Annotated in this window: 30 protein-coding genes and 1 riboswitch; of the genes, 28 read left to right on the top strand and 2 right to left on the bottom strand. The window is 30.9% G+C overall.

What is annotated here, in order from left to right:
- Positions 1 to 10 precede the first annotated feature (10 nt).
- The 28 genes from rplR to DS884_RS10005 all read left to right on the top strand — a co-directional run bounded on the left by rplR (position 11) and on the right by DS884_RS10005 (position 22,107).
- Positions 11 to 361 (top strand): 50S ribosomal protein L18, encoded by a 351-nt coding sequence (rplR, locus tag DS884_RS09870; RefSeq protein ID WP_093868902.1) that lies wholly within the window; start codon positions 11 to 13, stop codon positions 359 to 361.
- Positions 362 to 369: 8 nt separating this feature from the next.
- Positions 370 to 894, top strand: a complete 525-nt coding sequence (rpsE, locus tag DS884_RS09875) for a 30S ribosomal protein S5 (protein ID WP_093868901.1) — start codon at positions 370 to 372, stop codon at positions 892 to 894.
- Positions 895 to 905: 11 nt separating this feature from the next.
- The gene (gene rpmD / locus DS884_RS09880) at positions 906 to 1,088 is read left to right on the top strand and encodes a 50S ribosomal protein L30 (protein WP_093868900.1); all 183 of its coding nucleotides are present in this window, start codon (positions 906 to 908) and stop codon (positions 1,086 to 1,088) included.
- Between the two features lie 13 nt (positions 1,089 to 1,101).
- Positions 1,102 to 1,551, top strand: coding sequence for a 50S ribosomal protein L15 (gene rplO, locus DS884_RS09885; protein ID WP_093868899.1), 450 nt, complete (start codon positions 1,102 to 1,104; stop codon positions 1,549 to 1,551).
- A 14-nt stretch (positions 1,552 to 1,565) separates the two neighbouring features.
- The gene (gene secY / locus DS884_RS09890) at positions 1,566 to 2,888 is read left to right on the top strand and encodes a preprotein translocase subunit SecY (RefSeq protein WP_093868898.1); all 1,323 of its coding nucleotides are present in this window, start codon (positions 1,566 to 1,568) and stop codon (positions 2,886 to 2,888) included.
- A 1-nt stretch (position 2,889) separates the two neighbouring features.
- Positions 2,890 to 3,105, top strand: a complete 216-nt coding sequence (infA, locus tag DS884_RS09895) for a translation initiation factor IF-1 (protein ID WP_024740627.1) — start codon at positions 2,890 to 2,892, stop codon at positions 3,103 to 3,105.
- A gap of 12 nt (positions 3,106 to 3,117) precedes the next feature.
- Positions 3,118 to 3,234 (top strand): type B 50S ribosomal protein L36, encoded by a 117-nt coding sequence (ykgO, locus tag DS884_RS09900; protein WP_010181906.1) that lies wholly within the window; start codon positions 3,118 to 3,120, stop codon positions 3,232 to 3,234.
- Between the two features lie 2 nt (positions 3,235 to 3,236).
- On the top strand, positions 3,237 to 3,602 hold the full coding sequence (gene rpsM / locus DS884_RS09905) for a 30S ribosomal protein S13 (protein ID WP_093868897.1): 366 nt from the start codon (positions 3,237 to 3,239) through the stop codon (positions 3,600 to 3,602).
- A 33-nt stretch (positions 3,603 to 3,635) separates the two neighbouring features.
- Positions 3,636 to 4,022: a 30S ribosomal protein S11 gene (rpsK, locus tag DS884_RS09910; RefSeq protein ID WP_093868896.1), complete on the top strand. Its 387-nt coding sequence runs from the start codon at positions 3,636 to 3,638 to the stop codon at positions 4,020 to 4,022.
- Between the two features lie 139 nt (positions 4,023 to 4,161).
- The gene (gene rpsD / locus DS884_RS09915; protein WP_093868895.1) at positions 4,162 to 4,767 is read left to right on the top strand and encodes a 30S ribosomal protein S4; all 606 of its coding nucleotides are present in this window, start codon (positions 4,162 to 4,164) and stop codon (positions 4,765 to 4,767) included.
- Between the two features lie 95 nt (positions 4,768 to 4,862).
- A complete protein-coding gene (locus DS884_RS09920) occupies positions 4,863 to 5,855 on the top strand; it encodes a DNA-directed RNA polymerase subunit alpha (RefSeq protein WP_093868894.1) in 993 nt (330 codons plus the stop codon).
- 60 nt (positions 5,856 to 5,915) lie between these two features.
- Entirely contained in the window at positions 5,916 to 6,395 is a 480-nt protein-coding gene (gene rplQ, locus DS884_RS09925) for a 50S ribosomal protein L17 (protein ID WP_093868893.1), read from the top strand.
- Between the two features lie 106 nt (positions 6,396 to 6,501).
- A complete protein-coding gene (carA, locus tag DS884_RS09930) occupies positions 6,502 to 7,611 on the top strand; it encodes a glutamine-hydrolyzing carbamoyl-phosphate synthase small subunit (RefSeq protein ID WP_113786628.1) in 1,110 nt (369 codons plus the stop codon).
- 131 nt (positions 7,612 to 7,742) lie between these two features.
- Positions 7,743 to 9,029: a phosphopyruvate hydratase gene (eno, locus tag DS884_RS09935; RefSeq protein ID WP_093868891.1), complete on the top strand. Its 1,287-nt coding sequence runs from the start codon at positions 7,743 to 7,745 to the stop codon at positions 9,027 to 9,029.
- A 189-nt stretch (positions 9,030 to 9,218) separates the two neighbouring features.
- Positions 9,219 to 10,505: a citrate synthase gene (locus DS884_RS09940; protein WP_093868890.1), complete on the top strand. Its 1,287-nt coding sequence runs from the start codon at positions 9,219 to 9,221 to the stop codon at positions 10,503 to 10,505.
- Between the two features lie 56 nt (positions 10,506 to 10,561).
- Positions 10,562 to 11,515, top strand: coding sequence for an arginase (locus DS884_RS09945; protein ID WP_233487144.1), 954 nt, complete (start codon positions 10,562 to 10,564; stop codon positions 11,513 to 11,515).
- A gap of 109 nt (positions 11,516 to 11,624) precedes the next feature.
- Positions 11,625 to 11,719, top strand: a riboswitch (TPP riboswitch).
- Positions 11,720 to 11,783: 64 nt separating this feature from the next.
- Complete coding sequence (gene thiS, locus DS884_RS09950) at positions 11,784 to 11,987, top strand: sulfur carrier protein ThiS (protein ID WP_093868888.1); 204 nt, start codon at positions 11,784 to 11,786, stop codon at positions 11,985 to 11,987.
- A 48-nt stretch (positions 11,988 to 12,035) separates the two neighbouring features.
- A complete protein-coding gene (gene thiC / locus DS884_RS09955) occupies positions 12,036 to 13,892 on the top strand; it encodes a phosphomethylpyrimidine synthase ThiC (protein ID WP_113786629.1) in 1,857 nt (618 codons plus the stop codon).
- Between the two features lie 74 nt (positions 13,893 to 13,966).
- Positions 13,967 to 14,563, top strand: a complete 597-nt coding sequence (locus DS884_RS09960; RefSeq protein WP_113786630.1) for a thiamine phosphate synthase — start codon at positions 13,967 to 13,969, stop codon at positions 14,561 to 14,563.
- A 3-nt stretch (positions 14,564 to 14,566) separates the two neighbouring features.
- The gene (locus DS884_RS09965; protein WP_113786631.1) at positions 14,567 to 15,325 is read left to right on the top strand and encodes a hydroxymethylpyrimidine/phosphomethylpyrimidine kinase; all 759 of its coding nucleotides are present in this window, start codon (positions 14,567 to 14,569) and stop codon (positions 15,323 to 15,325) included.
- 49 nt (positions 15,326 to 15,374) lie between these two features.
- Positions 15,375 to 15,695 carry a hypothetical protein gene (locus DS884_RS09970; protein ID WP_113786632.1) on the top strand — a complete coding sequence of 107 codons (321 nt, stop codon included), beginning with the start codon at positions 15,375 to 15,377 and terminating at the stop codon, positions 15,693 to 15,695.
- Complete coding sequence (gene thiE, locus DS884_RS09975; protein WP_113786633.1) at positions 15,685 to 16,335, top strand: thiamine phosphate synthase; 651 nt, start codon at positions 15,685 to 15,687, stop codon at positions 16,333 to 16,335. The genes DS884_RS09970 and thiE overlap by 11 nt, the downstream gene beginning before the upstream one ends.
- 2 nt (positions 16,336 to 16,337) lie before the next feature.
- Positions 16,338 to 17,111 carry a thiazole synthase gene (locus tag DS884_RS09980; protein WP_199488200.1) on the top strand — a complete coding sequence of 258 codons (774 nt, stop codon included), beginning with the start codon at positions 16,338 to 16,340 and terminating at the stop codon, positions 17,109 to 17,111.
- A 53-nt stretch (positions 17,112 to 17,164) separates the two neighbouring features.
- Positions 17,165 to 18,298 (top strand): 2-iminoacetate synthase ThiH, encoded by a 1,134-nt coding sequence (gene thiH / locus DS884_RS09985; protein WP_113786634.1) that lies wholly within the window; start codon positions 17,165 to 17,167, stop codon positions 18,296 to 18,298.
- Between the two features lie 63 nt (positions 18,299 to 18,361).
- A complete protein-coding gene (gene moeB / locus DS884_RS09990) occupies positions 18,362 to 19,417 on the top strand; it encodes a HesA/MoeB/ThiF family protein (protein WP_113786635.1) in 1,056 nt (351 codons plus the stop codon).
- 110 nt (positions 19,418 to 19,527) lie between these two features.
- Positions 19,528 to 20,568 carry a flavin-containing monooxygenase gene (locus DS884_RS09995; RefSeq protein ID WP_113786636.1) on the top strand — a complete coding sequence of 347 codons (1,041 nt, stop codon included), beginning with the start codon at positions 19,528 to 19,530 and terminating at the stop codon, positions 20,566 to 20,568.
- A 22-nt stretch (positions 20,569 to 20,590) separates the two neighbouring features.
- On the top strand, positions 20,591 to 21,523 hold the full coding sequence (gene ctlX / locus DS884_RS10000) for a citrulline utilization hydrolase CtlX (RefSeq protein WP_113786637.1): 933 nt from the start codon (positions 20,591 to 20,593) through the stop codon (positions 21,521 to 21,523).
- Positions 21,524 to 21,573: 50 nt separating this feature from the next.
- Positions 21,574 to 22,107, top strand: a complete 534-nt coding sequence (locus DS884_RS10005) for an alpha/beta hydrolase (RefSeq protein ID WP_147239389.1) — start codon at positions 21,574 to 21,576, stop codon at positions 22,105 to 22,107.
- A 33-nt stretch (positions 22,108 to 22,140) separates the two neighbouring features.
- Here DS884_RS10005 and DS884_RS10010 read toward each other — a convergent pair whose 3' ends face one another.
- Together DS884_RS10010 and DS884_RS10015 are read right to left on the bottom strand one after the other, a co-directional pair.
- On the bottom strand, positions 22,141 to 22,593 hold the full coding sequence (locus DS884_RS10010; protein WP_093868877.1) for a hypothetical protein: 453 nt from the start codon (positions 22,591 to 22,593) through the stop codon (positions 22,141 to 22,143).
- 136 nt (positions 22,594 to 22,729) lie between these two features.
- Positions 22,730 to 25,627, bottom strand: a complete 2,898-nt coding sequence (locus tag DS884_RS10015) for an FAD-binding and (Fe-S)-binding domain-containing protein (RefSeq protein ID WP_113786639.1) — start codon at positions 25,625 to 25,627, stop codon at positions 22,730 to 22,732.

The raw sequence follows: 25,627 nt of genomic DNA on the forward strand, positions 1-25,627 counted from the left end.
AGAAATTATTATGGCATTATCAAAGCTTGAAAGAAGACAACGTATTAAGCATAGAATTAGAAAAATTGTTACAGGAACTGCTGAAAAACCAAGATTATCGGTTTTTAGAAGTAACAAAGAAATTTATGCTCAATTAGTTGACGATGTAGCGGGTGTTACTTTAGCATCTGTATCATCAAGAGATAAAGAAATAGCATCAAGTTCTAAAGCAGAAGCTGCAACTGCAGTAGGTAAATCTATAGCTGAAAAAGCTAACAAAGCTGGCGTACAAATGGTTGCTTTTGATCGTAATGGGTATTTATACCACGGTAGAGTAAAAGTATTAGCAGACGCTGCTAGAGAAGCTGGTTTAAAATTTTAAGAAATTATATTATGTTAGGATATAAAAACATAGAAAGAGTAAAACCAAGCGGTTTAGAGCTTGTAGATAAATTAGTAGGTGTACAACGTGTTACTAAAGTAACTAAGGGGGGTAGAGCATTTGGTTTCTCTGCAATCGTAGTAGTTGGTGATGGTAGCGGAGTTGTAGGTCATGGATTAGGAAAGTCTAAAGATGTTGCCTCAGCTATTGCAAAAGCAGTAGAAGATGCAAAGAAAAATTTAGTACGTATTCCTATTTTAGACGGAACTTTACCTCACGAACAAAAAGGTAAGTTTGGTGGTGCGAAAGTATTCATTAAGCCAGCTTCACATGGTACCGGGGTTATCGCCGGTGGTGCTGTTCGTTCGGTATTAGAATCTGTTGGTATTAAAGACGTATTATCAAAATCTCAAGGATCATCTAACCCTCACAATGTTGTAAAAGCTACTTTTGACGCTTTATTACAATTACGTAGTGCGGCAACTATAGCTAAACAAAGAGGTATATCTTTAGAGAAAGTTTTTAACGGTTAAAATTTAAGACGATGAGTAAAATTAGAGTTACACAAGTAAAAAGTCAAATCGGTCGCCTTAAAAATCAAAAAAGAACGTTAGAGGCACTAGGTTTACGTAAAATGAACCAAACTGTAGAACATGAGGCAACTCCTTCTATAGTTGGTATGGTAAATACAATTAAACACTTAGTTTCCGTAGAGGAAATTAAATAAGACATAAATAATCATGAGTTTACACAACTTAAAACCGGCAGAGGGATCTGTTAAAAAAGTTAAGAGAATTGCACGTGGTGAAGGTTCTGGTAAAGGTGGTACCGCTACAAGAGGTCACAATGGGCAAAAGTCTCGTTCAGGATATTCTCGTAAAATTGGATTTGAAGGTGGTCAAATGCCACTTCAAAGACGTGTGCCTAAATTTGGTTTTACTAACATAAATCGTAAAGAATATGTTGGTGTTAATTTAGATAAATTACAAAATTTAGTAGATAGCGGAAAAATTACTGACACTGTTAGTTTAGATGTTTTAGTAGAAAACCGTTTAGCTCGTAAAAACGACTTAGTTAAAATATTAGGTGGAGGAGAGTTAAAAGCTAAATTAAATATTACTGTACATAAATTTACTGCTACAGCTAAAGCTGCTATTGAAGCTGCTGGAGGCGAAGCGGTTACCTTATAAGAAAACTGTAAATGATGAATTTTATAAATACTTTAAAAGATATTTTCAAAATTGAAGAGTTAAAAGAAAAAATAATTTTAACTATTGGTTTAATTGCTGTATACAGGTTTATGTCGGCTGTTCCATTACCTGGGATAGATCCTACACAGCTTGCAGCATTAAAAGATCAAGCTGGAGGAGGTCTTTTAGGTTTATTAAACGCATTTACAGGAGGAGCATTTGCTAGAGCGTCAGTAATGGCACTTGGTATAATGCCTTATATTTCTGCATCTATTGTAGTTCAATTAATGGGTATTGCTGTACCTTATTTACAGAAATTACAGAAAGATGGAGAAAGTGGAAGAAAAAAGATTACACAAATTACTCGATGGTTAACTATCTTAATTACTTTGGTTCAAGGACCAACGTATATTACAGCTATTAAAACCCAATTTGGATTACCAGAATCAGCTTTCTTAGTTGGTGGTGCTACATTTTGGATTTCATCAATGATTTTATTAACAGCAGGAACCATATTTGCTATGTGGTTAGGAGAGCGTATCACTGACAAAGGAGTTGGTAACGGAATATCGTTATTAATTACAGTTGGTATTATAGCTAATTTCCCTGTTGCTTTCTTACAAGAAGTAGTTTCTAAAACAGAAAATGCTGGCGGTGGAGGAATCATGATGATTTTAATAGAGTTAATAGTTTGGTTTGTTGTAATTTTATTAACCGTATTATTAGTTACCGCAGTTCGTAAAGTAGCAGTACAATATGCTCGCCGTACCGCAGTTACAAACATTAAAGATGTTGACGGAGCAAGACAATACATTCCGTTAAAGTTAAATGCTGCAGGTGTAATGCCAATTATATTTGCACAAGCTATAATGTTTTTACCTGTTGCATTAGGTCAAAAATATCCAGCTTTAAATAGTTTAGCTGATAATTTCGGTTTATGGTATAATGTAATATTTGCTGTTTTAATTATCGTATTTAGTTATTTTTATACGGCAATTACAATACCTACTAATAAAATGGCTGAAGATCTTAAAAGAAGTAATGGTTTCGTACCAGGTTATAAACCAGGTGAAGAAACTGCTAATTATTTAGATTCTGTGTTATCAAAAATAACATTCCCAGGATCATTATTTTTAGCAGCATTATCTATTTTACCTGCAATCATTGTTAAATTTGGAGTTACTCAAAATTGGGCAATGTTTTATGGAGGAACATCTTTAATCATTATGGTAGGAGTTGCTATAGATACTATTCAGCAAATTAATTCATATTTATTAAACAGTCGATATGACGGTTTAATGAAAACAGGTAACAGTAACAGAAAATCATTAAAATAATATGGCTAAGCAACCAGCAATTCAACAAGACGGAACAATAACAGAAGCATTATCAAATGCAATGTTTCGTGTAGAATTAGAAAACGGACATATTGTAACGGCTCACATTTCAGGAAAAATGCGTATGCATTATATCAAATTATTACCTGGAGATAAGGTGAAATTAGAAATGAGTCCGTATGATTTATCAAAGGCAAGAATTACTTACAGATATTAAAAAACAAAACTGATGAAAGTAAGAGCATCATTAAAGAAAAGAAGTGCCGACTGCAAAATAGTACGCAGAAAGGGCAGATTATATGTAATTAACAAAAAGAATCCTAGATTTAAACAAAGACAAGGGTAGTTATGGCAAGAATCGCAGGTATTGACATTCCAAAGAATAAAAGAGGAGTTATCGCTTTAACTTACATCTTTGGTATAGGAAGAAGCAGAGCTAAAAATATATTAGCAGAAGCAAAAATAGATGAGAGTATCAAAGTTCAAGATTGGACTGATGATCAAATTGCAGCAATTCGTGAGCAAGTTGGAACTTTCACTATCGAGGGAGAGTTACGTTCTGAAGTTCAATTAAACATTAAGCGTTTAATGGATATCGGATGTCAAAGAGGTATTCGTCACAGACTTGGATTACCATTAAGAGGTCAAAGAACTAAGAATAACTCTCGTACAAGAAAAGGTAAGAGAAAAACTGTAGCTAACAAGAAAAAATAATCGTTAGATTATTTTTACTAATTGTAAACAATCATGGCAAAGTCTAAAGTAACAAAGAAACGTAAAGTTGTAATTGAGTCAGTGGGAGAAGCTCACGTAACGGCATCATTTAACAACATAATTATATCTTTAACAAACAAAAAGGGAGATGTTATCTCTTGGTCTTCAGCAGGAAAAATGGGTTTTAGAGGTTCTAAAAAGAATACTCCATATGCAGCTCAATTAGCAGCAGAAGATTGCGTAGGTGTGGCTAAAGAAGCTGGATTACGTAAAGTTAAGGTATATGTAAAAGGACCAGGAAATGGTAGAGAATCTGCTATTAGATCAATTCATAATGCTGGGATAGAAGTAACTGAAATCATTGATGTTACTCCAATTCCTCATAATGGATGTCGTCCACCAAAAAGAAGAAGAGTATAAGCTGAACTAGTTTCAGTTTATATTTTTTCTATTGATATTATTAGTATATCAATAAAAATTATAAATTTTAAACCAAGTAGGATCAAAGATTATCGAAGGAGTAAGCCTTAATTCATAATCCCTACTAAATTAATTAGAAATGGCAAGATATACAGGACCAAAAACTAAGATTGCTCGTAAATTTGGTGAAGCAATATTCGGAGATGATAAAAACTTCGAAAAAAGAAATTACCCTCCAGGACAACATGGAGTTGGTAAAAGAAGAGGTAAAAAATCTGAATATGCTATCCAGTTAATGGAAAAGCAAAAAGCTAAATATACATACGGTATTTTAGAGCGTCAATTTAGTAACTTATTTAAAAGCGCTTCTGCTTCTAAAGGAATTACTGGTGAGGTTTTATTACAATTATGTGAATCTCGTTTAGATAACGTTGTTTTCCGTTTAGGAGTTGCTAACTCAAGAAGAGGAGCACGTCAATTAGTATCTCACCGTCACATTACTGTTAATGGAGAGATAGTAAACATACCATCTTACAGATTAAGAGAAGGAGATGTTGTAGCTGTTAGAGAAAAATCTAAATCTTTAGAAGCTATTGAAAATGCATTAGCTTCTAATAGTAGTGTTTACGAATGGTTATCTTGGAATTCTGATCAAAAATCAGGTATTTTTATTAAAGCACCTGAAAGATTACAAATTCCTGAGAACATCAAAGAGCAGTTAATCGTAGAATTATATTCTAAGTAATAAATTAATCATATTGAAGTTCAGCCAAAGGGTTTGTCAGTATTTCTTCAAACTTATGAACCGCGCAACTGAATTACAATTAAAATGAAGAAAATATGGCAATTTTAAATTTTCAAAAGCCTGATAAAGTAATAATGATTGAATCTACAGATTTTTCTGGAAGATTCGAATTCAGACCTCTTGAACCAGGTTTTGGATTAACTATTGGAAATGCTTTGAGAAGAGTATTATTATCTTCTTTAGAAGGTTTTGCAATAACATCATTACGAGTAGATGGCGTTGATCACGAATTCTCAACGATAGAAGGAGTTGTAGAAGATGTTACAGAAATCATTTTAAATTTAAAACAAGTACGTTTTAAAAAGCAAATTGAAGAATCTGACAGAGAAACAGTTTCTATAGCTGTATCAGGACAAGAGCAATTAACAGCAGGTGATTTACAAAAATTTATTTCAGGATTTCAAGTATTAAATCCAGAATTAGTTTTATGTAACATGGATAAGTCTGTTAGCTTTAGTGCTGAAATAAGCATAGAAAAAGGTAGAGGATTTGTGCCAGCAGAAGAAAACAAAAGAGCTGGAGCACCTTTAGGAACAATTTTTACTGATTCTATTTACACTCCAATTAAGAATGTAAAGTATGCAGTAGAAAACTTTCGTGTTGAACAAAAAACAGATTACGAAAAATTAGTTTTTGATATTGACACAGATGGATCTATTAATCCTAAAGATGCATTAACTGAAGCAGCTAAAATTTTAATTCACCACTTCATGTTATTCTCGGATGAAAGAATAACTTTAGAGGCTGATGAAATAGCTCAAACTGAAACATATGATGAGGAATCATTACATATGCGTCAATTATTGAAAACGAAACTAGTAGATATGGATTTATCAGTTCGTGCTTTAAATTGTTTGAAAGCTGCAGAGGTAGATACTTTAGGAGACTTAGTATCTTTCAACAAAAGTGACTTAATGAAGTTTAGAAACTTTGGTAAAAAATCATTAACTGAATTAGAAGAGTTAGTGATTAATAAAGGACTAAATTTTGGAATGGATTTAGGTAAATATAAATTAGATAGAGATTAATCTTTCATATTTTGCTCCTCATAAAGAGTTGAAGCAAGATGAAAGCAAAACCCAAATGTCATGAGACACGGAAAGAAATTTAACCACTTAGGAAGAAAAACAGCGCATAGAAAAGCAATGTTATCAAACATGGCTTGTTCTTTAGTAGAGCATAAGCGTATTAATACTACTGTTGCTAAAGCGAAAGCTTTACGTAAGTTTATTGAGCCTTTAATTACAAAATCTAAGGCTGATACAACTCACAACAGACGTACAGTATTTAGATATTTACGTGATAAAAATGCTGTTACAGAATTATTTAAAGAAATTTCTGTAAAAGTTGCTGATAGACCAGGAGGGTATGTTCGTATTATCAAATTAGGAAATCGTCAAGGGGATAATGCTCCAATGGCAATGATTGAATTAGTTGATTATAATGAATTATACAACCCTAAAGGAAACCAAGCTAAAAAATCTACACGTCGTAGCCGTCGTGGAGGTGCTAAAAAAGCTGAAGCTGTTGCTCCTGTTGAAACTAAAACTTCACAAGAGGAAGAATAAAAATGAAAATTTTTATCAATCATATAAAAGGGATGAACATTTAATGTTTATCCCTTTTTTTATATATTTTTGCAACTCAATTACACAATACAATACACTAAACTAAATGAAATATCAATCACGTAAAAAAGCTTTAGTATTATTAGCTGATGGTACAATTTTCTATGGTAAATCAGTAGGGATAGAAGGTACGTCTACAGGAGAAATCTGTTTTAATACCGGTATGACTGGGTACCAAGAAGTATTTACTGATCCTTCTTATTTTGGACAATTAATGGTTACTACAAATGCTCACATAGGTAATTATGGTGTTAATAATGAAGAAATAGAGTCTGAAGGAATTAAAATTTCAGGATTAATTTGTAGAAACTTTAGTTTTACACATTCAAGAGTTGATTCTGATGGAAATTTAAAAGATTGGTTTGAAAAACATAATCTTGTAGCAATTTCTGATGTAGATACAAGAGCATTAGTATCTTATATTAGAGATAATGGTGCTATGAATGCTATTATTTCAACAGAAGTTGATAATATTGAAAATTTAAAGAAACAGTTATCTGAAATCCCTAATATGGAAGGTTTAGAACTTGCTTCTAAAGTATCTACAAAAGAACCTTATTTTATAGGAGATGAAAATGCACCAATTAAAATTTCAGCATTAGATATAGGAATAAAAAAGAATATACTTAGAAATTTTGTTAAGAGAGATGCGTATGTAAAGGTGTATCCTTATAATGCTACTTTTAAGGAAATGAGTGAATTTAATCCTGATGGCTATTTTATATCAAATGGACCTGGTGATCCTGAACCTTTAATAGATGCTCAAAATACAGCAAAAGATATTATAGCAAATGATTTACCTTTATTTGGTATTTGTTTAGGACATCAAGTAATAGCATTGGCTAATGGTATTTCTACTTATAAAATGCATAATGGTCATAGAGGAATTAATCACCCAGTGAAAAATTTACTTACAGGAAAAGGTGAAATTACATCTCAAAATCATGGATTTGCAATTAATAGAGAAGAAACTGAAGCACATAATGATGTAGAAATTACTCATGTTCATCTAAATGATAATACTGTAGCTGGTATTAGAATGAAAGATAAAAATGTTTTTTCTGTACAATATCACCCTGAAGCTAGCCCTGGACCACATGATGCAGAATATTTATTCGATCAATTTATAGAAAATATAAAAAAGGCGAAAGCTTAATATAAATTCCCGCAGAAAAGCGGGAATTTATATTTGATAACGTTTTCGTAAAATCACAATAATATAAGATAATAAAAAGGCAGTATTTTGTAAATTTACTACCTTAAACATACTAATAAACAAAAACAACTATGAGTATTATAATCAATATCCATGCACGTCAAATTTTTGATTCTAGAGGTAATCCTACAGTAGAAGTAGATGTAACTACTGAAAATGGTTTTACAGGTAGAGCGGCTGTACCATCAGGAGCTTCTACCGGAGAACATGAAGCAGTAGAGTTACGTGACGGAGGTGCCGCATATATGGGTAAAGGTGTTTTAAAAGCAGTTGAAAATGTTAATACATTAATAGCTCAAGAATTATTAGGAGTATCAGTTTTTGAACAAAACATGATTGACAAAATAATGATTGACTTAGATGGTACTCCAAATAAATCTAAACTAGGAGCTAACGCAATACTAGGTGTTTCATTAGCAGCAGCAAAAGCAGCGGCAAATGAATTAGGGTTGTCATTATATCGTTACATAGGCGGTGTTTCAGCAAATACATTACCTGTGCCAATGATGAATATAATTAATGGAGGATCACATTCTGATGCTCCGATTGCATTTCAAGAGTTTATGGTAATGCCAGTAAAAGCTGAAAACTTTACCGAAGCAATGCAAATAGGTTCAGAAATTTTCCATCACTTAAAGAAAGTTTTACATGATAGAAATTTATCTACTGCTGTAGGTGATGAAGGTGGTTTTGCACCAACTTTAGAAGGAACCGAAGACGCAATTGAAACTATTGAATTAGCAACTAAAAATGCTGGGTATAAGTTTGGTGAAGAAGTAATGATTGCTTTAGATTGTGCTGCAGCTGAATTTTTTGTTGATGGAAAATATGATTATACCAAGTTTGAAGGTAGTAAAGGTAAAGTAAGAACTAGTCAAGAACAAGCTGATTATTTAGCAGAATTAGCATCTAAATATCCTATAATTTCTATTGAGGATGGAATGGATGAAAATGACTGGGACGGTTGGAAATATTTAACTGAAAAAATAGGAGACAAGGTTCAATTAGTAGGAGATGATTTATTTGTAACTAATGTAGATCGATTATCTAGAGGAATAGAAAACGGAATTGCTAACTCTATTTTAATTAAAGTAAATCAAATTGGTACTTTAACAGAAACCATTGCTGCTGTTAATATGGCTCATAATGCAGGTTATACATCAGTAATGAGTCATAGATCAGGAGAAACTGAAGATAATACTATTGCAGATTTAGCCGTAGCATTAAATACAGGACAAATAAAAACGGGATCAGCATCTAGATCTGATCGTATGGCAAAATATAATCAGTTATTACGTATAGAAGAAGAATTAGCTGATGTAGCTTTTTTTCCACAGGAAAAAGCATTTAAAATATAATAAGATAATTCTTATTTAAAAGAAAAATAAAGCTTGTAAGGTTGTCTTACAAGCTTTGTTTTTTATAAAATCTTTAGATAAAGAAATTTTATTTTTTTATGTTAAAAATCTATGACTATCAATTTTTTAAATTTATAAAAAATGGTATCTTCGCAACTCACTTCAATTATAAAAATTTTTAGATAAAAAATGGCAGATATAGCAAAGTTACAAGTTGGCGAAAATACGTATGAATTTCCTTTGATAACAGGAACGGAAAATGAAACTGCAATTGATATTAAAACGTTGAGAGGCGCTACTGGTGGACTTATAACAATTGATCCTGGATATAAGAATACAGGTTCTTGTCAAAGTGCTATTACATTTTTAAATGGAGAAGAAGGAATTTTAAGATATAGAGGTTACTCAATTGAAGAACTTGCTGAAAAAGCAGATTTCTTAGAAGTAGCATATTTGTTGATTTTTGGTGAATTACCAACAAAAGAACAATTACAGAAATTCCATGATGATGTAAGATCTAAAGCTATCGTTGATGAAGATATAAAGAAAATTATTGATGCTTTTCCTAAAAATGCTCACCCTATGGGAGTGTTGTCATCATTAACTAGTGCGTTAGTATCATTTAATCCAACTTCTGTAAATGTTGATTCAGAAGAAGATATGTACAATGCTATAGTTAAAATTTTAGGAAAATTTCCTGTTTTAGTAGCTTGGACAATGCGTAAAAAACAAGGATTACCTTTAAATTATGGTTCTAAGAATTTAGGGTATGTAGAAAACATTATGAAAATGATGTTTGAGCAACCTAATGAAGAGTATGCAATAAACCCAATAATTAAAGATGCATTAGATAAATTATTAATATTACATGCAGATCACGAACAAAACTGTTCTACATCAACTGTAAGAATTGTTGGTTCATCACATGCAGGATTGTTTGCTTCATTATCAGCTGGAATCTCAGCTTTATGGGGTCCATTACATGGAGGTGCAAATCAAGCTGTATTGGAAATGTTGGAAGCTATTAGACAGGATGGTGGAGATACTAAGAAGTACATGGCAAAAGCTAAAGACAAGAATGATCCTTTCCGTTTAATGGGATTTGGACATAGAGTATATAAAAACTTTGACCCTAGAGCTAAAATTATTAAAGTAGCAGCTGATGAAGTTTTAGCAGATTTAGGTATTGATGACCCAATTTTAGATATTGCTAAAGCATTAGAACAAGAAGCTCTTAACGATGAATATTTCGTTAAAAGAAAATTATACCCAAATGTTGATTTCTATTCAGGAATTATATATAGAGCTATGGGCATACCAGTTGAAATGTTTACAGTAATGTTTGCATTAGGTCGTTTACCTGGTTGGATTGCACAATGGAGAGAAATGCGTTTAGGAAAAGAACCAATTGGACGTCCTCGTCAAGTTTATACAGGTGAAAATCATAGAGATTTTGTAAAGATTAGTAAAAGATAAAATATACTAAAAATGTCATTTAATATTTAGATGACATTTTTTATTGAATTCATATTATGAAAGAAATAAAAATTATAAAAAACAGATCTGATATTGGCGCAGGTACTAGAGGATCTGACATGGGAATTGATGCTATTGAAATTGCAGCAATAAACAAAGGAAGTAATTATTTTGAGCAATTTGAATTTGAAGACGTAATTACTAAAAATGAATCTGTTTACAGTAAAGAGAATAATTCATTTGCTAAGAGAATAGAAAATGTATTTAATCAGTGTAAAAGATTATCTAATCATGTAAAAGTAAACTTACAGGAAGATAAATTTCCAATTGTTATTTCTGGAGATCACTCGTCTGCATTAGGAACTATTAGTGGTGTTAAAGCTGCTAACTCAACAAAAAGAGTAGGAGTAGTGTGGATTGATGCTCACGGTGATTTACATTCGCCATATACATCACCTTCAGGTAATATCCATGGTATGCCTTTAGCAGCAGCAATAAGTGATGATAATTTAGATTGTCAAGTAAATGATATTGATAGAGAAACTGCTGAGTTATGGGATAGAATGAAAAACATAGGCGTTCCAGGACAAAAAGTACAAGCAGAAGATGTTATTTTCTTTGGAGTAAGAGATACTGAAGAGCCAGAGGATAAACAAATGGAAAAACATGGAATTAAAAACTACAAAGTTGCTGAAGTTAGGTACCGTGGATTAGAAGTTTGTGTAAGTGAAGCACTTGAAAAGTTAAGTAATTGTGATGTAATCTACGTTTCTTTTGATGTTGATGCTATGGATTGTGATATGGTTTCGTATGGTACGGGAACTCCAGTACCAAAGGGATTTGATCAATATGAGATAATAGATATTATAAATCAATTATTAGAAAGTAAGAAAGTAGCTTGCTTAGAATTTGTTGAAGTAAATCCGTTATTAGATTTCAAAGGAAATAAAATGGCAGAAACTGCTTTTGATGTTCTTGAAAAGGTAACAGAAACTATTAAAAAAATATAATACAGTTATATTTAAGTATAATGAAACTAGCCTATAAGGCTAGTTTTTTTGTTTTCAATAAATTTTGAAAAGAGTATTGCTAGTTTAAATAAACTATTATATTTGTCATTGTAAACTTTAGGAGTAGCTAGGAAACTAGTTTGAGAAATATCCTTGGAACCTGATATGGTTAACACCAACGTAGGAAAAAGTTATTATTTTTAGTTTAGTATTTAGCTTAATAAGCAATACTAAAAACTTCTTCTATAGTTTACTTAAACATGTTAATATGATAAACATAAAAGTAAACGACATTAATCAACAATTTTCGAGCTCACTAACCATAGAACAATTAGTTTTCAAACTTCAAATTGTAACTAACGGTATTGCTATTGCCATTAATGATAGTGTGATTAAAAAAGAGAGTTGGGAAACAAAAGAACTTAAAAATAACGATAAAGTTTTAATTATAAAATCTACTCAAGGAGGATAAAATTTTCAAAACAAACTAACAATATTCTATAATTTACCTTACACAATTATGAAGAAAAAAGATACTGCACCAAGTAATGGAATAACTAGACATCCATTTCCAAATTCAAACAAAATTTATGTTCAAGGAGAAATACATCCTGATATTAAAGTTGCTATGAGAGAAATAGAATTGAGTGATACTGTTGATTCTATGACAAAAAAAAGAACTCCTAATGAACCAGTAACGATTTATGACACCTCAGGACCTTATACCGACCCTACTAAAGAAATTAATATTCATAACGGTATTGAACGTATTAGAGAATCATGGATTTTAGAAAGAGAAGATGTAGATGAATTAGCTACTTTTTCATCAGAATATTGTAATGAGCGTTTAAATGATAAAAGTTTAGATCATTTACGTTTTAACTTAAAACATAAGCCAAAGCGAGCTAAAAAAGGACAAAATGTAACTCAGTTACATTATGCTAAAAAAGGAATTATAACTCCAGAGATGGAATATATTGCAATTCGTGAGAATCAACGAATTGATGAAGTAACACGTTTGTCAAAGCAACATCCAGGACAAGATTTTGGAGCAAGTATTCCAGCAAAAATAACCCCAGAGTTTGTTAGAGAAGAAGTAGCAAGAGGTCGTGCAGTAATACCTTCAAATATAAATCATCCTGAAGCTGAACCTATGATTTTAGGACGTAACTTCTTAGTGAAAATTAATGCAAATATTGGTAATTCAGCAACAACATCTTCAATTGAAGAAGAAGTAGAAAAAGCTGTTTGGGCTTGTCGTTGGGGAGCAGATAATATAATGGATTTATCTACAGGAAAAAACATTCATGAAACGCGTGAATGGATTATTCGTAATTCACCTGTTCCAGTTGGTACTGTACCAATTTACCAAGCTTTGGAAAAGGTAAATGGAATAGCTGAAGATTTAACATGGGAAATTTTTAGAGATACTTTAATAGAGCAAGCTGAACAAGGAGTAGATTATTTTACAATACATGCAGGAGTTCGTTTACGTTATGTGCCTATGACAGCTAAGCGTATTACAGGAATAGTATCTCGTGGTGGTTCAATCATGGCTAAATGGTGTTTAGCACATCATAAGGAGAGTTTTTTATATACACATTTTGAAGAGATTTGTGAAATAATGAAAGCGTATGATGTTGCTTTTTCGTTAGGAGACGGTTTACGTCCAGGTTCTATTGCTGACGCTAACGATGAGGCACAATTTGCTGAACTAGAAACTTTAGGAGAATTAACTAAAATAGCAAGGAAACACGAAGTTCAATGCTTTATTGAAGGACCTGGTCATGTACCAATGCACATGATAAAAGCGAATATGGACAAGCAATTAGAAGCTTGTGATGAAGCACCTTTTTATACACTAGGGCCGTTAACAACTGATATTGCTCCTGGTTATGATCATATTACGTCTGGTATTGGAGCTGCCATGATTGGTTGGTTTGGATGTGCTATGTTGTGTTATGTAACACCAAAAGAACATTTAGGATTACCTAATAAAGAAGATGTACGAACAGGAGTAGTTACCTACAAGTTAGCTGCACATGCTGCTGATTTAGCTAAAGGTCATCCAGGGGCACAACATAGAGATGATGCTTTAAGTAAAGCTCGATTTGAGTTCCGTTGGGAAGATCAGTTTAATTTAGGGTTAGATCCTGAATTAGCTCGTGAATACCATGATGAAACTTTACCAGCTGAAGGTGCAAAAATTGCTCATTTCTGTTCTATGTGCGGACCAAAATTTTGTTCTATGAAAATATCACAAGAGGTTCGTGATTTTGCAGCAGTTAATAAAGTTGAAGGTGATGAAGTATTTGCAAAAGGAATGGAAGAAAAATCTAAAGAGTTTAAAGATAAAGGTTCAGAAGTATATCTATAATCTATTGTTAATTATGAGTTGCAAATTAATATATAGTTAGATATTTGTAACTCATAATTCTTAATTTAAATTTAATGATTGTTTTAATAGCTCCAGAGAACGATATAGAAAATGAAATTAAAATCTTACATCAATTATTTGAAAAGGGTTTAGAGTTTTATCATTTTAGGAAGCCATATAAGAATTATGAAGACCATGTTTTGTATTTAAATCAAATAGATAAAAAATACCATGATAGAATAGTAGTTCATTATTTTCATGAATTAATTAATGAATTCAATTTAAAAGGTATTCATTTTCAAGAGCAAAAAAGGAGAGATGTCTTAGAGAATGGGAGTCAGTATTTTATTAGCTTAAATATGATAGGTAAAACAATGAGTAGTTCTTTTCACGAGCCTGAAGAATTAGATAGCTGTGATATAGAATTTGATTACCATTTATTGAGTCCAGTATTTTCGTCAATATCTAAAAAAGGATATGAAGGTAAAGGTTTTGATGTAAATCATATTGATAAAATGATTATAGGTATTGGAGGTATAAATGATAATACCATAAAAGAAACCATTCAACTGGGGTTTCAAGGTATTGGAGTTTTAGGCGGTGTTTGGAATACTGAAAACCCTATTGAGAGTTTTAAAAATATTAAGGAAGAATACGAAAAGTCAATATAAAAATTGAATACTAAAACTTACATATTAACCATAGCTGGTATTGATCCATCAAGCGGAGCAGGAATCACATCAGATATTAAAACATTTGAAGCCCACGGGTTGTATGGCCTATCTGTTTGTACTGCAGTTACCGTTCAAAATGATATTGCCTTTAAAGATTGTATTTGGATTGAAAAAGAAACAATTGTTAATCAAATAACAACACTTTTTGAACGATTTTCAATATCAGTAGTTAAAATAGGAATTATTCAGTCATGGAAAATTTTATTAGAAGTACTTCAAGTATTAAAAAAAATAAATCCATCAATAAAGATAGTATTAGATCCTGTTTTAAAAGCAAGTGCGGGTTTTGATTTTCATTCGAAACAAGACCTGAAAGTATTTGAGAAAGTTTTAAATCATTGCGACTTTTTAACACCAAATTATAATGAAATAAAAGAATTATTTCCTGATAAAACTGTTGAAGAAACAATTGAATTTATTTCAGAAAGAACAAATATTTATTTGAAAGGAGGTCATAGAGAAGATAAAAAAGGTTGGGATGAAGTTTATTATAGTAAAATAGTAAAAATGAACATTCCACCTATAGCCACTACTGTTTATCAAAAACATGGAAGTGGTTGTGTATTATCATCAGCATTAGCGTCAAATTTAATGAAAGAAATTCCTTTAGAAGATGTTTGTAAAAATGTAAAAAGATATACAGAAGAGTTTTTAAACTCAAATGAATCTTTGTTAGGTAAACACAAGTATAAGAAATAAATAAAGTAAGATAAAAAAAACGGGATATAAATATCAAATAGAGAAAGAATTGATTAATCGAAATTGGGAGATAATCGAAATTAATTCAAATATAGAATGGTGGGATGATGAAAATTGGAAAATTCAATTTAAATTTAATCATAGAATTTTACTGTATATATGTTTTATAGTTGACCCACAGTTTTCTAGAAATAGAAAGAAAGGTAAAGAAATTTATGAAATAAAAGCTACATCTAGATTTCCAATGAATTGGAATGATAATTTAAATGTAATTGGTTCAATTAGTTTAACAAAAAGAAAGTTTGATGTAAAATTTGATAAATTTATTGAAGACATAGAAATATTCAAAAAAAACAAGAATGATAAGTAAATTACACTATATAACTCAGGGGAAAACAGCTGAAGAGCATTTAGAAAATATTCAAAGAGCATGTTCATCAGGAGTAGAATGGGTGCAGTTACGCTTAAAAAACGTTGACCCTAAAACAATTTTAGAAACTGCTAAAAAGGCAAGAGAAATTACTGCACATTATCAAACTAGATTAATTATAAATGATTACTATAAAGTAGCAAAAGAAGTGAATGCAGATGGAGTACATCTTGGAAAAAAAGATGCTTGTCCATTAAAAGTTCGTGATTATTTAGGTAAATTTTATAGTATTGGAGGAACGGCAAATACTTTAGAAGAATGTAAAGAGTTGTTAACTAAAAAAGTTGATTATATTGGTTTAGGGCCTTTTCAATTTACTGAAACTAAAAAGAATTTAAGTCCTGTAATAGGGGAAGCTGGATATAAAGTATTGATTGAAGAATTAAATTCGGAAACCCCTATAATAGCTGTAGGAGGCATTACTTTAGATACAGTTACAAGTATAATAAAAACGGGTGTTTTTGGAGTAGCTGTTTCTGGAGCAATAACTAACGATTTTACTAGTATTCCTGTTTTCCATCAATTATTAAAAGCTCCAAGTACTAATGAACAAGTTTATAAACTAGATGATAACAAATAAAAATGATAAATACCAAACTAACAATAGCAGATAAAACTTTTTCATCTAGGTTATTTACAGGAACAGGAAAATTTAGTTCATCTCAGTTAATGAAAGAATCTTTAATAGCATCAGAAAGTGAACTAATAACTGTTGCATTAAAAAGAGTAGATGTTCAAAATGAAGAGGATGATATATTATCACACTTAAATCATTCAAGAATTAATTTGTTACCTAATACTTCAGGAGTTAGAACAGCAAAAGAGGCAGTTTTTGCAGCTGAATTATCTAGAGAAGCATTAGAAACTAATTGGGTTAAATTAGAAATTCATCCAGATCCAAGATATTTATTACCAGACCCTATTGAAACTTTAAAAGCAGCTGAAGAGTTGGTAAAACAGGGATTTGTTGTAATGCCTTATATTCATGCAGATCCAGTTTTATGCAAACGTTTAGAAGAGGTAGGAACACAATGTGTAATGCCATTAGGCGCACCAATTGGAAGTAATAAAGGATTAAAAACGATAGAGTTTTTAGAAATAATAATTGAACAATCTATTGTTCCTGTTATTGTTGATGCTGGTATTGGAGCACCATCGCATGCTGCATACGCAATGGAAATTGGCGCCGATGCAGTATTAGTGAATACTGCAATTGCTGTATCTAAAAATCCAGTGGCTATGGCAACGGCTTTTAAAATGGCAGTAGAATCTGGGAGAATGGCTTATGAAGCAAAATTAGCTCCCGTTAGAAATAAAGCGGAAGCTAGTAGTCCATTAACAAGTTTTTTGAATTAATAAAGTTATACTTTCTTTTATGTTAATTATAAAGAAAGAATAAAAAATGTAGAATGAATTCGATAGAAAACGAAAATTCAAAAAGTTTCATAGATACTTTTGGTCAATATAATTGGGATGTAGAATTAGAAAGTATTTTTAGTAAAACTACATCTGATGTTGAACAAGCACTGGTAAAAAGTAAAAGAAGTTTAGAAGATTTTAAAGCTTTAATTTCACCTGCAGCAAAACCGTTTTTAGAAGAAATGGCACATATGAGTAGTGCGCTAACAAAAAAGCGTTTTGGAAATACTATACAAATGTATGCTCCAATGTACTTAAGTAATGAGTGCCAAAACATATGTACTTATTGTGGGTTTAGTTTAACAAATAAAATACCTAGACGTACTTTAACAGATGAAGAGATATTAAAGGAAGTTACTTTTCTAAAAAATAAAGGGTATGACCATATTTTATTAGTAACAGGAGAAGCAAATAAAACAGTTGGTGTAAATTATATAAATAATGCAATCAAATTAATCCGTTCTCAGTTTTCAAATATAACGATTGAAGTTCAACCATTAGATCAAAATGAGTATGAGCTACTTATAGAAAATGGTTTATATGCGGTTTTAGTATATCAAGAAACATATCATAAAGAGGAATATAAAAAACATCATCCTAAAGGAAAGAAATCTAATTTTAAGTATCGTTTAGAAACTCCAGATAGGTTAGGAAAAGCTGGTGTTCATAAAATAGGATTAGGAGCTTTATTTGGTTTGGAAGATTGGCGTGCAGATAGTTTTTTTACAGCGTTGCATTTAAAATATTTACAAAAAACCTATTGGAAAACTAAGTATTCTATTTCATTTCCTCGATTGCGCCCGCATTCAGGTGGATTAGAACCAAAAGTTGAAATGACTGATGCAGATTTAGTACAATTAATATGTGCATTTCGTTTGCTTGATGAAGATGTTGAATTATCAATGTCTACTAGAGAAAGTGAAGTTTTTAGAAATAATATTGTTAATTTAGGAGCAACATCTATTAGTGCAGAATCAAAAACAAATCCAGGAGGATATTCAGTAGAACCACAATCCTTAGAACAATTTGAAATATCTGATGAACGTAGTACCGAAGAAATAGTACTAATGTTAAAAGAAAAAGGGTTGGAAGTAGTTTGGAAAGATTGGGAAGTTTTTAGTTAATTTAACATAGCTAGAAGTTCTCTTTGATTGTCTTTTATTAATAGAAAAGAATAATTAGTTAAAATGAGTTTAACTCCAGAAGAAAAAAAGCAGTATAACCGTCACCTTATTTTAGATAAAATAGGAGAAGAAGGTCAATTGAAATTAAAGAAGGCTAAAGTTTTGGTTATTGGAGCAGGAGGACTAGGATGTCCTGTGTTACAATACTTAACTGCTGCAGGAGTTGGTAATATTGGAATTATAGATGATGACGAAATAGATCAAAGTAATTTACAACGTCAAATTTTATATACCATAGATGATATAGGCTCATCCAAAGCAGAAACGGCATCAAAACGATTGTCTAAATTAAATCCATTTGTAACCTTTACGGTATATAAAGAAAAGCTAACTCGAGCGAATGCAATTCAGTTATTTGAAAACTACGATGTTATTGTAGATGGAAGTGATAATTTTTCAACACGATATTTGACTAATGATGCTTCTCTATTAACGAATAAACCTTTAGTTTATGGGGCCATTTTTAAGTTTGAAGGGCAGGTAAGTGTTTTTAATTACAAAAAGAGTGCAACTTATAGGTGTTTATATCCTTCACCTCCAAAACCAGATGAATCTCCAAATTGTTCCGAAATTGGAGTTTTGGGTGTGTTGCCAGGAATTATAGGAAGTCTTCAAGCAAATGAAACAATTAAAATAATTTGTGAAACGGGTGAGGTGTTAGCAAATAAATTATTGATGTATGATACACTAAGTATGCGTCAAATGATATTGAAATTCGAAAGAACAGAAAAAGCTGAGGTTACCGAATTAGAAGAAGACTATGATTTTTTCTGTGGGATAAAATCAATGAATAATGAAATTTCATTGGGTGAATTACAAAATAATTTAGAGATATATAATTTGTTGGATGTTCGAGAATACTGGGAACGTGAAGAACACCATATAGGAGGACAGCACATTCCGTTAGGAGAAATTCCACAAAGATATTTAGAACTAGATACTTCAAAACCGATAGTAGTATATTGTAAATCAGGAATGCGAAGCAAAAAAGCGATTAATGTATTAGAGGGTGAGTTGAATAATACTGTTTTTGTGAATTTAAAAAATGGCATCAAATAAAAAATTAGATATTTAACTAATTTTAATCACTTAAAAGTATACTAAGAACTTAGTGTTTATGCGTTTATTTGTATTTACCTTTGTAGCGTAAATCAATAAAAGGGCATTAGATGTTAGATTATGTAGTAATTGGAGGAGCGCAAGCAGGATTGTCTATGGCTTACCATTTAGGAAAAATGGATAAAAAGTTTATAGTTCTTGATGGAGAAAATGAAATTGGTGCTTCTTGGTTGAATAGATGGGATTCTTTAAAACTTTTTACCCCCACAGAGTATAATCATTTACCGGGATTAAAATTTAATGCCCCTAAAGGGTATTACCCTTCAAAAGTTGAAGTTAGTAATTATTTTAAATCTTATGTTGAAAAAAATAGTATTCCAATACAGCTAAATACTCTAGTAACTTCTGTTAGTAAAACTAAAGAAGGTTTTTTTATTAAGTATAAAGATGGGAGTATTGAGGCAAAAAACGTAGTAGTTGCAACAGGTCCTTTTCATATTCCTTATACACCTCCTTGTCATACTAAAATATCTGATAGTATACTTCAAATGCATAGTAACTATTATAAAAATGAAAATCAGTTACAAAACGGTGATACATTAGTTGTAGGCGGGGGAGATTCTGGGTATCAAATTTTAAATGAAATATCTGAGAACTCTTCAAGAACTGTTTATTTTTCTGGAGATACTTCTGTAAAATCGTTACCCCAACAGTTTTTAGGTAAAACATTATGGTGGTGGTTTACTTTAATCGGTTTTTTAAGTTATAGTAAGTATAGTTGGATTGGGAAAAAAATTAGTTCTTCTTCTCAACCAGTTATAGGAACAGATGTAAAGGGAATACTTTCTCGAAAAAATGTAGTTTGCGTTGGAAGAACAAAGGATGCATTTAAAAACGATATCCATTTTGAAAAGAATAAAATTTCTACTATTAAAAATATTGTTTGGGCAACTGGGTATCGTCCGAACTTTAAATGGATTGAAGGACTAGAGTTAGATGAAGGAAATTACCCTAAAAACTATAGAGGTGTAAGTAATATAGAAGGTTTATACTTTATAGGGTTACCTTGGATGTTTACTAGAGGATCAGCAACATTGGGAGGAGTTTCAAAAGATGCTAGTTATTTAGCTGATATAATGCGCAAAAAATAAGAAATATTTTTACCTTCGTAGTATGAAGCAAACTACCAATACTATCTTAATGGTTCGCCCTTCTAGTTTTAGAATGAACGAACAAACTGCTGTTAATAATTATTACCAACAGGAATTAGCTGGAATGTTACCCGTAACTATTAATGCTAAAGCACAGGAAGAATTTGATGATTTTGTTGGTAAATTAGAAGGAGTAGGAGTAGAGGTGGTAGTAATTGAAGATACTAAAACACCAGATACACCAGATGCTTTGTTTCCTAATAACTGGATTTCTTTTCATGAAAATGGTGATGTTGCTGTATATCCAATGTTTGCTGAAAACAGAAGACTTGAAAAAAGAGATGATGTCTTAGAGGTTCTAGAAAATAAAGGATTTATAATAGAAAATGTTATTGATTATTCTGAAGCTGAACAAGAAGGTGTTTTTTTGGAAGGAACAGGAAGTATGATTTTAGATCGTACTAACCGAAAAGCTTATTGCGCTTTATCCCCAAGGGCAGATGAAGAGTTATTTATTGAGTTTTGTGAAGATTTTGAATATACACCTGTAGTTTTTGTTGCAAATCAAACGGTAGGAAGTAACAGAGAAGCTATTTATCATACTAATGTTATGATGTGCGTAGCAGAAACTTTTGTAGTAGTTTGTTTAGATGCTATTGATGATAAAAAAGAAAAAAAAGAGTTAGTAAAACATTTTAAGTCTGATGGAAAAGAGGTTATTGCCATAACTGAAAAACAAGTAACTCAGTTTGCAGGAAATATGTTACAGCTTATAGGAAATGATGATGAACGTTTTTTAGTAATGAGTTCTTCTGCCTACAATTCATTAACTAAAAATCAGGTAGCTATAATTGAAAAGCATTGTAAAATAGTACACAGTTCACTTGAAACTATTGAAACTTGTGGAGGTGGTAGTGCTCGTTGTATGATGGCGGAAGTGTTTTTAAAAAAATAAATTTGTTGATTATTCTCTGCCCTTTTTATAGTTATATCTAATAATTTATTATGATGAAAAGATTAATTATTCTATCAGATTTATGGGGAGAAAAGAAAGCAACATGGTTAACAAATTATACTGATGCATTAAAAAGTGATTTTGAAATTGTTTTTTATGATAGTTGTGAGTTAGCTGAAGTTGATACAACTGTTTATAAAGAAGAAAATTTACATAAGCAATTTGTAAATGGAGGTATTGAAAAAGCAGTTTCTAAACTTTGCAAAGCTGAAAAGCAAAATGATACCATAATACTTGCCTTTAGTATAGGAGGAACCATAGCTTGGAACTATGCAATGAAAAGCAATAAAAAACTTTTCATGTATTGTATTTCGTCAACTAGACTAAGATATGAGTCTAGAAAACCTCTAGGTAATATTTTCTTGTATTTTTCAGAAAATGATAAGTTTGTACCTAAAGATAATTGGTTTCATAAAATGAATTTACCTATGAAAAAAGTAAAGGGTAATCATGATATATATGTAGATAAAAACTTTGCAGCATTTGTTTGTAAAGAAATTATAAATAAAAAGGATTTCAATTAAATTGAAATCCTTTTTATTTAATTCAAGTTTTTTTTAAGCTATAGAAGTATTGGTTATTTTATAATTCTTATAGTATTGCATTAAAATAAAAGAACAAATAACTGATGAAGCAATTCCTTCAATAGCTAAAGCAAAAACAATTAAAGATAAATTTAAGTTTTTACCCCAAAAAGAAGAGTTTCCTAATACGGTAATTAGTTCAGGATCAATAAATCCAACATAAATTATTAAGCCTAAAATGGTAAGGCCTACGGCTAAAATTGAAGTTCCTACTCCTATTGAAAAATTTGAAAAGTATAATGATTCTTGATTTAGTTTAATGTTTGTTTTTATAGCCTTGTTTATTCCCCAAAGCACAAAAACAAAATTTAATAAACGTAATTCAGAAACATTATTTAAACCCAATATTTTCATTAAAAAAAAGAACCCGACAATACCTCCAAAAATAAGTAAGGCATTGTTAATGATTATTTTATTTTTTGACATAATTGTATATTTAAAATTACATATCTCTTAAATATACGAAATATATTCGTTAAAGTATTGTTTTTTAGATGAGTGAACACATAAGTTCAATGAATTGTTAATGAACTTATGTGTATTTGTAAATAATTAACTAATATTAAATTAATGATTCTTTTAATATTGTTATAGGATGCTTAGCAATACGTTTGGTACCGTCATAAATTTGATGTCGACAACTTGTTCCTGCAGCAACAATTTCTGTTTGCTTAGAACAGTTTCTAATTTTAGGAAATAAAGTATCTTCCCCCACTTGCATACTTACTTTATAGTGCTCTTTTTCATATCCAAAAGAACCAGCCATTCCACAACAACCAGTATTCATAATTGTTACTTTGTAATTTTCAGGTATGTTTAATATACTAAATGAAGCATGAGTACTAGATAATGCTTTTTGATGACAGTGACCATGAATTTTTAGTTCTTTAGCATCACTCGTGAAAATAGAAATATCAATATTATTTTTTTTGTGTTCGTTAGCTAAAAACTCTTCAATAGTAAATGTGTTTTTTGCAATTTCTTTTGCTCCTAGTTTATCATCTGCTAAACGAATATATTCATCTCTAAAAGTTAAAATAGCAGAAGGCTCTATACCTATTAAAGGGGTTTCATTAGAAATTAAATTTTTAAAAACAGCAATGTTCTTATTGGTTATTTCTTTAGCTTCCTTTAAAAAACCTTTTGAAATATAACTACGTCCGCTTTCTTCATGTTTTATTGATTTTACTTCATAACCTAGTTTTTCTAAAACAATTACTGTATCTTTCCCTATTTCAGTATCATAATAATTGGTAAATTCATCATTAAATAGATAAACAGTTTTATTTGTAGTTTTTGAGGTGTGCTTTTTTAACCAAGCTTCTAAAGGTTGTTTATCTAATTTAGGAACACTTCGTTCGGTAGCTACACCCATTACTTTTTTAGCAATCGTTGTATTGGTAAAAAAGTTTGTTAATGCAGGGAGCTTACTTCCTAATTTGTTGTATTTTGAATTGTTTGCAAATAATTTACTGCGGAAAGAATAGCCATTAGTTTCTTGATATTGATATAAAAACTCTGCTTTCATAGAGGCAATATCAACATTACTTGGGCATTCTGTAGCACAAGCTTTACAGCTTAAGCATAAATCTAAAATATCTTTTAATTCTTTAGAATCAAATTTGTTTTTTGCTGTGTTATTTGTCAATACTTCACGTAAAGTATTTGCTCTTGCACGGGTGGATTCTTTTTCATTTCGTGTAGCTCTATAGCTTGGGCATAAAGTTCCTCCAGCTTCAGGTGATTTTCTACAATCTCCAGAACCATTACATTTTTCTGCTAACTTTAATATTCCTTCACTATCCGAAAAATCTTGTATTGTTTCAATTTTAGGTTCAACCCTATCAATTTCATAACGTAAACTTTTATCCATAGGAAGAGCATCAGTAATTTTTCCTTTATTAAAAACGTTATTAGGATCAAAGGCTTTTTTGATTCTACGTAATAATTGATAATTATTCTCACCAATCATTAAAGGAATAAATTCAGCACGAACAATTCCATCTCCATGTTCACCACTAAATGAACCTTGGTATTTTTTTACTAATTCAGCAGTTTCAGTAGTTATTTTTCTGAAAAGAGAAACATCTTCCTGCTTTTTTAAATTTAAAATTGGACGTAAGTGTAATTCACCTGCACCAGCATGCGCATAATAAACTGCGTCTTGCTGATATTTATCCATAATTTGAGTAAATTCTTCGATATATTCTGGTAAATCGTTTAAGGCAACGGCAGTGTCTTCGATACAAGCAACTGCTTTCATGTCACCAACAATATTTCCTAACAATCCTAAACCAGCTTTTCTTAAGTGATGAACTTTAGCAATATCTTTTCCGTAAACTTTTGGATAATGATAACCAAAATTATTAGTTTCTAAATCTTTAATAAGTTTATCAGCTAAAACTTCTGCTTGTTCTATTGTGTTAGCAGAAACTTCTAGCATTAATACAGCTTCAGGATCTCCTTGTAAAAAGAAACGATTTTTAGTTTGTTCACGGTTATTCTTAGTACAGTCTAAAATCACTTTATCCATAAGTTCACAAGCATATAAATTATGATTCATAGCTGTAACTGTGGCTTTTAAACTTTCATTTACACTTGTAAAATGAGGACATACCATAATGCTTTGAGTAGGTGGTAAATCGTCAAGTTGTATGGTAATTGAAGTAGAAAAAACTAAAGTACCTTCACTACCAGATAAAAATTTAGCAGGGTTTATAGTTGGTTCATTACCTCCAAATAAATCTGAGGTTAAAAATTCATCAACAGCATACCCAGTATTTCTTCTATGAATACTTTCTTTAGGGAACTCTTTTTTTATTTCTTGTTGAATAATTTTTTGTGAAAGCTCATTATAAATTGAACTATAAATTTTTCCTTCAAGTGAATTACTTGATTTTTTTTGTTGGAATTCTATAGAGTTAATTTCAGAAAAAGTAACATCACTACCATCACTTAAAATACCTTCAATACTTAGCACTTTGTCACGAGTAACACCGTAACGAATTGATGTACTACCAGATGAATTGTTTCCTACCATTCCTCCAATCATACATCGATTTGAAGTTGAGGTATTTGGTCCAAAAAATAAACCAAAAGGTTTTAGAAAACGATTTAAATCATCACGAATAATCCCTGGTTCAACTGTAATAGTTTTTGCTTTTTCATCAAACGCAAGCATGTTAGTGAAGTATTTAGATACATCAACTACAATACCATCTCCAACACACTGTCCTGCTAAAGAAGTTCCAGCTGTACGCGGAATTAAAGTAATGCTATTTTCAGTAGCAAAAGAAATTAACTTTTTTATATCCTCATTATTTTTAGGATATGCAACAGCTAATGGTATTTTACGGTATACAGAAGCATCAGTAGCATAAATATTTTTATGTAAATTATCGTATAATAATTCTCCATGTAAAGAATTTTCTAACTTTGTTAAAACGGTAGTATTCATCAT

This window comes from Tenacibaculum sp. E3R01, from assembly GCF_003318185.1.
Classification (GTDB): Bacteria; Bacteroidota; Bacteroidia; order Flavobacteriales; family Flavobacteriaceae; genus Polaribacter; species Polaribacter halocynthiae.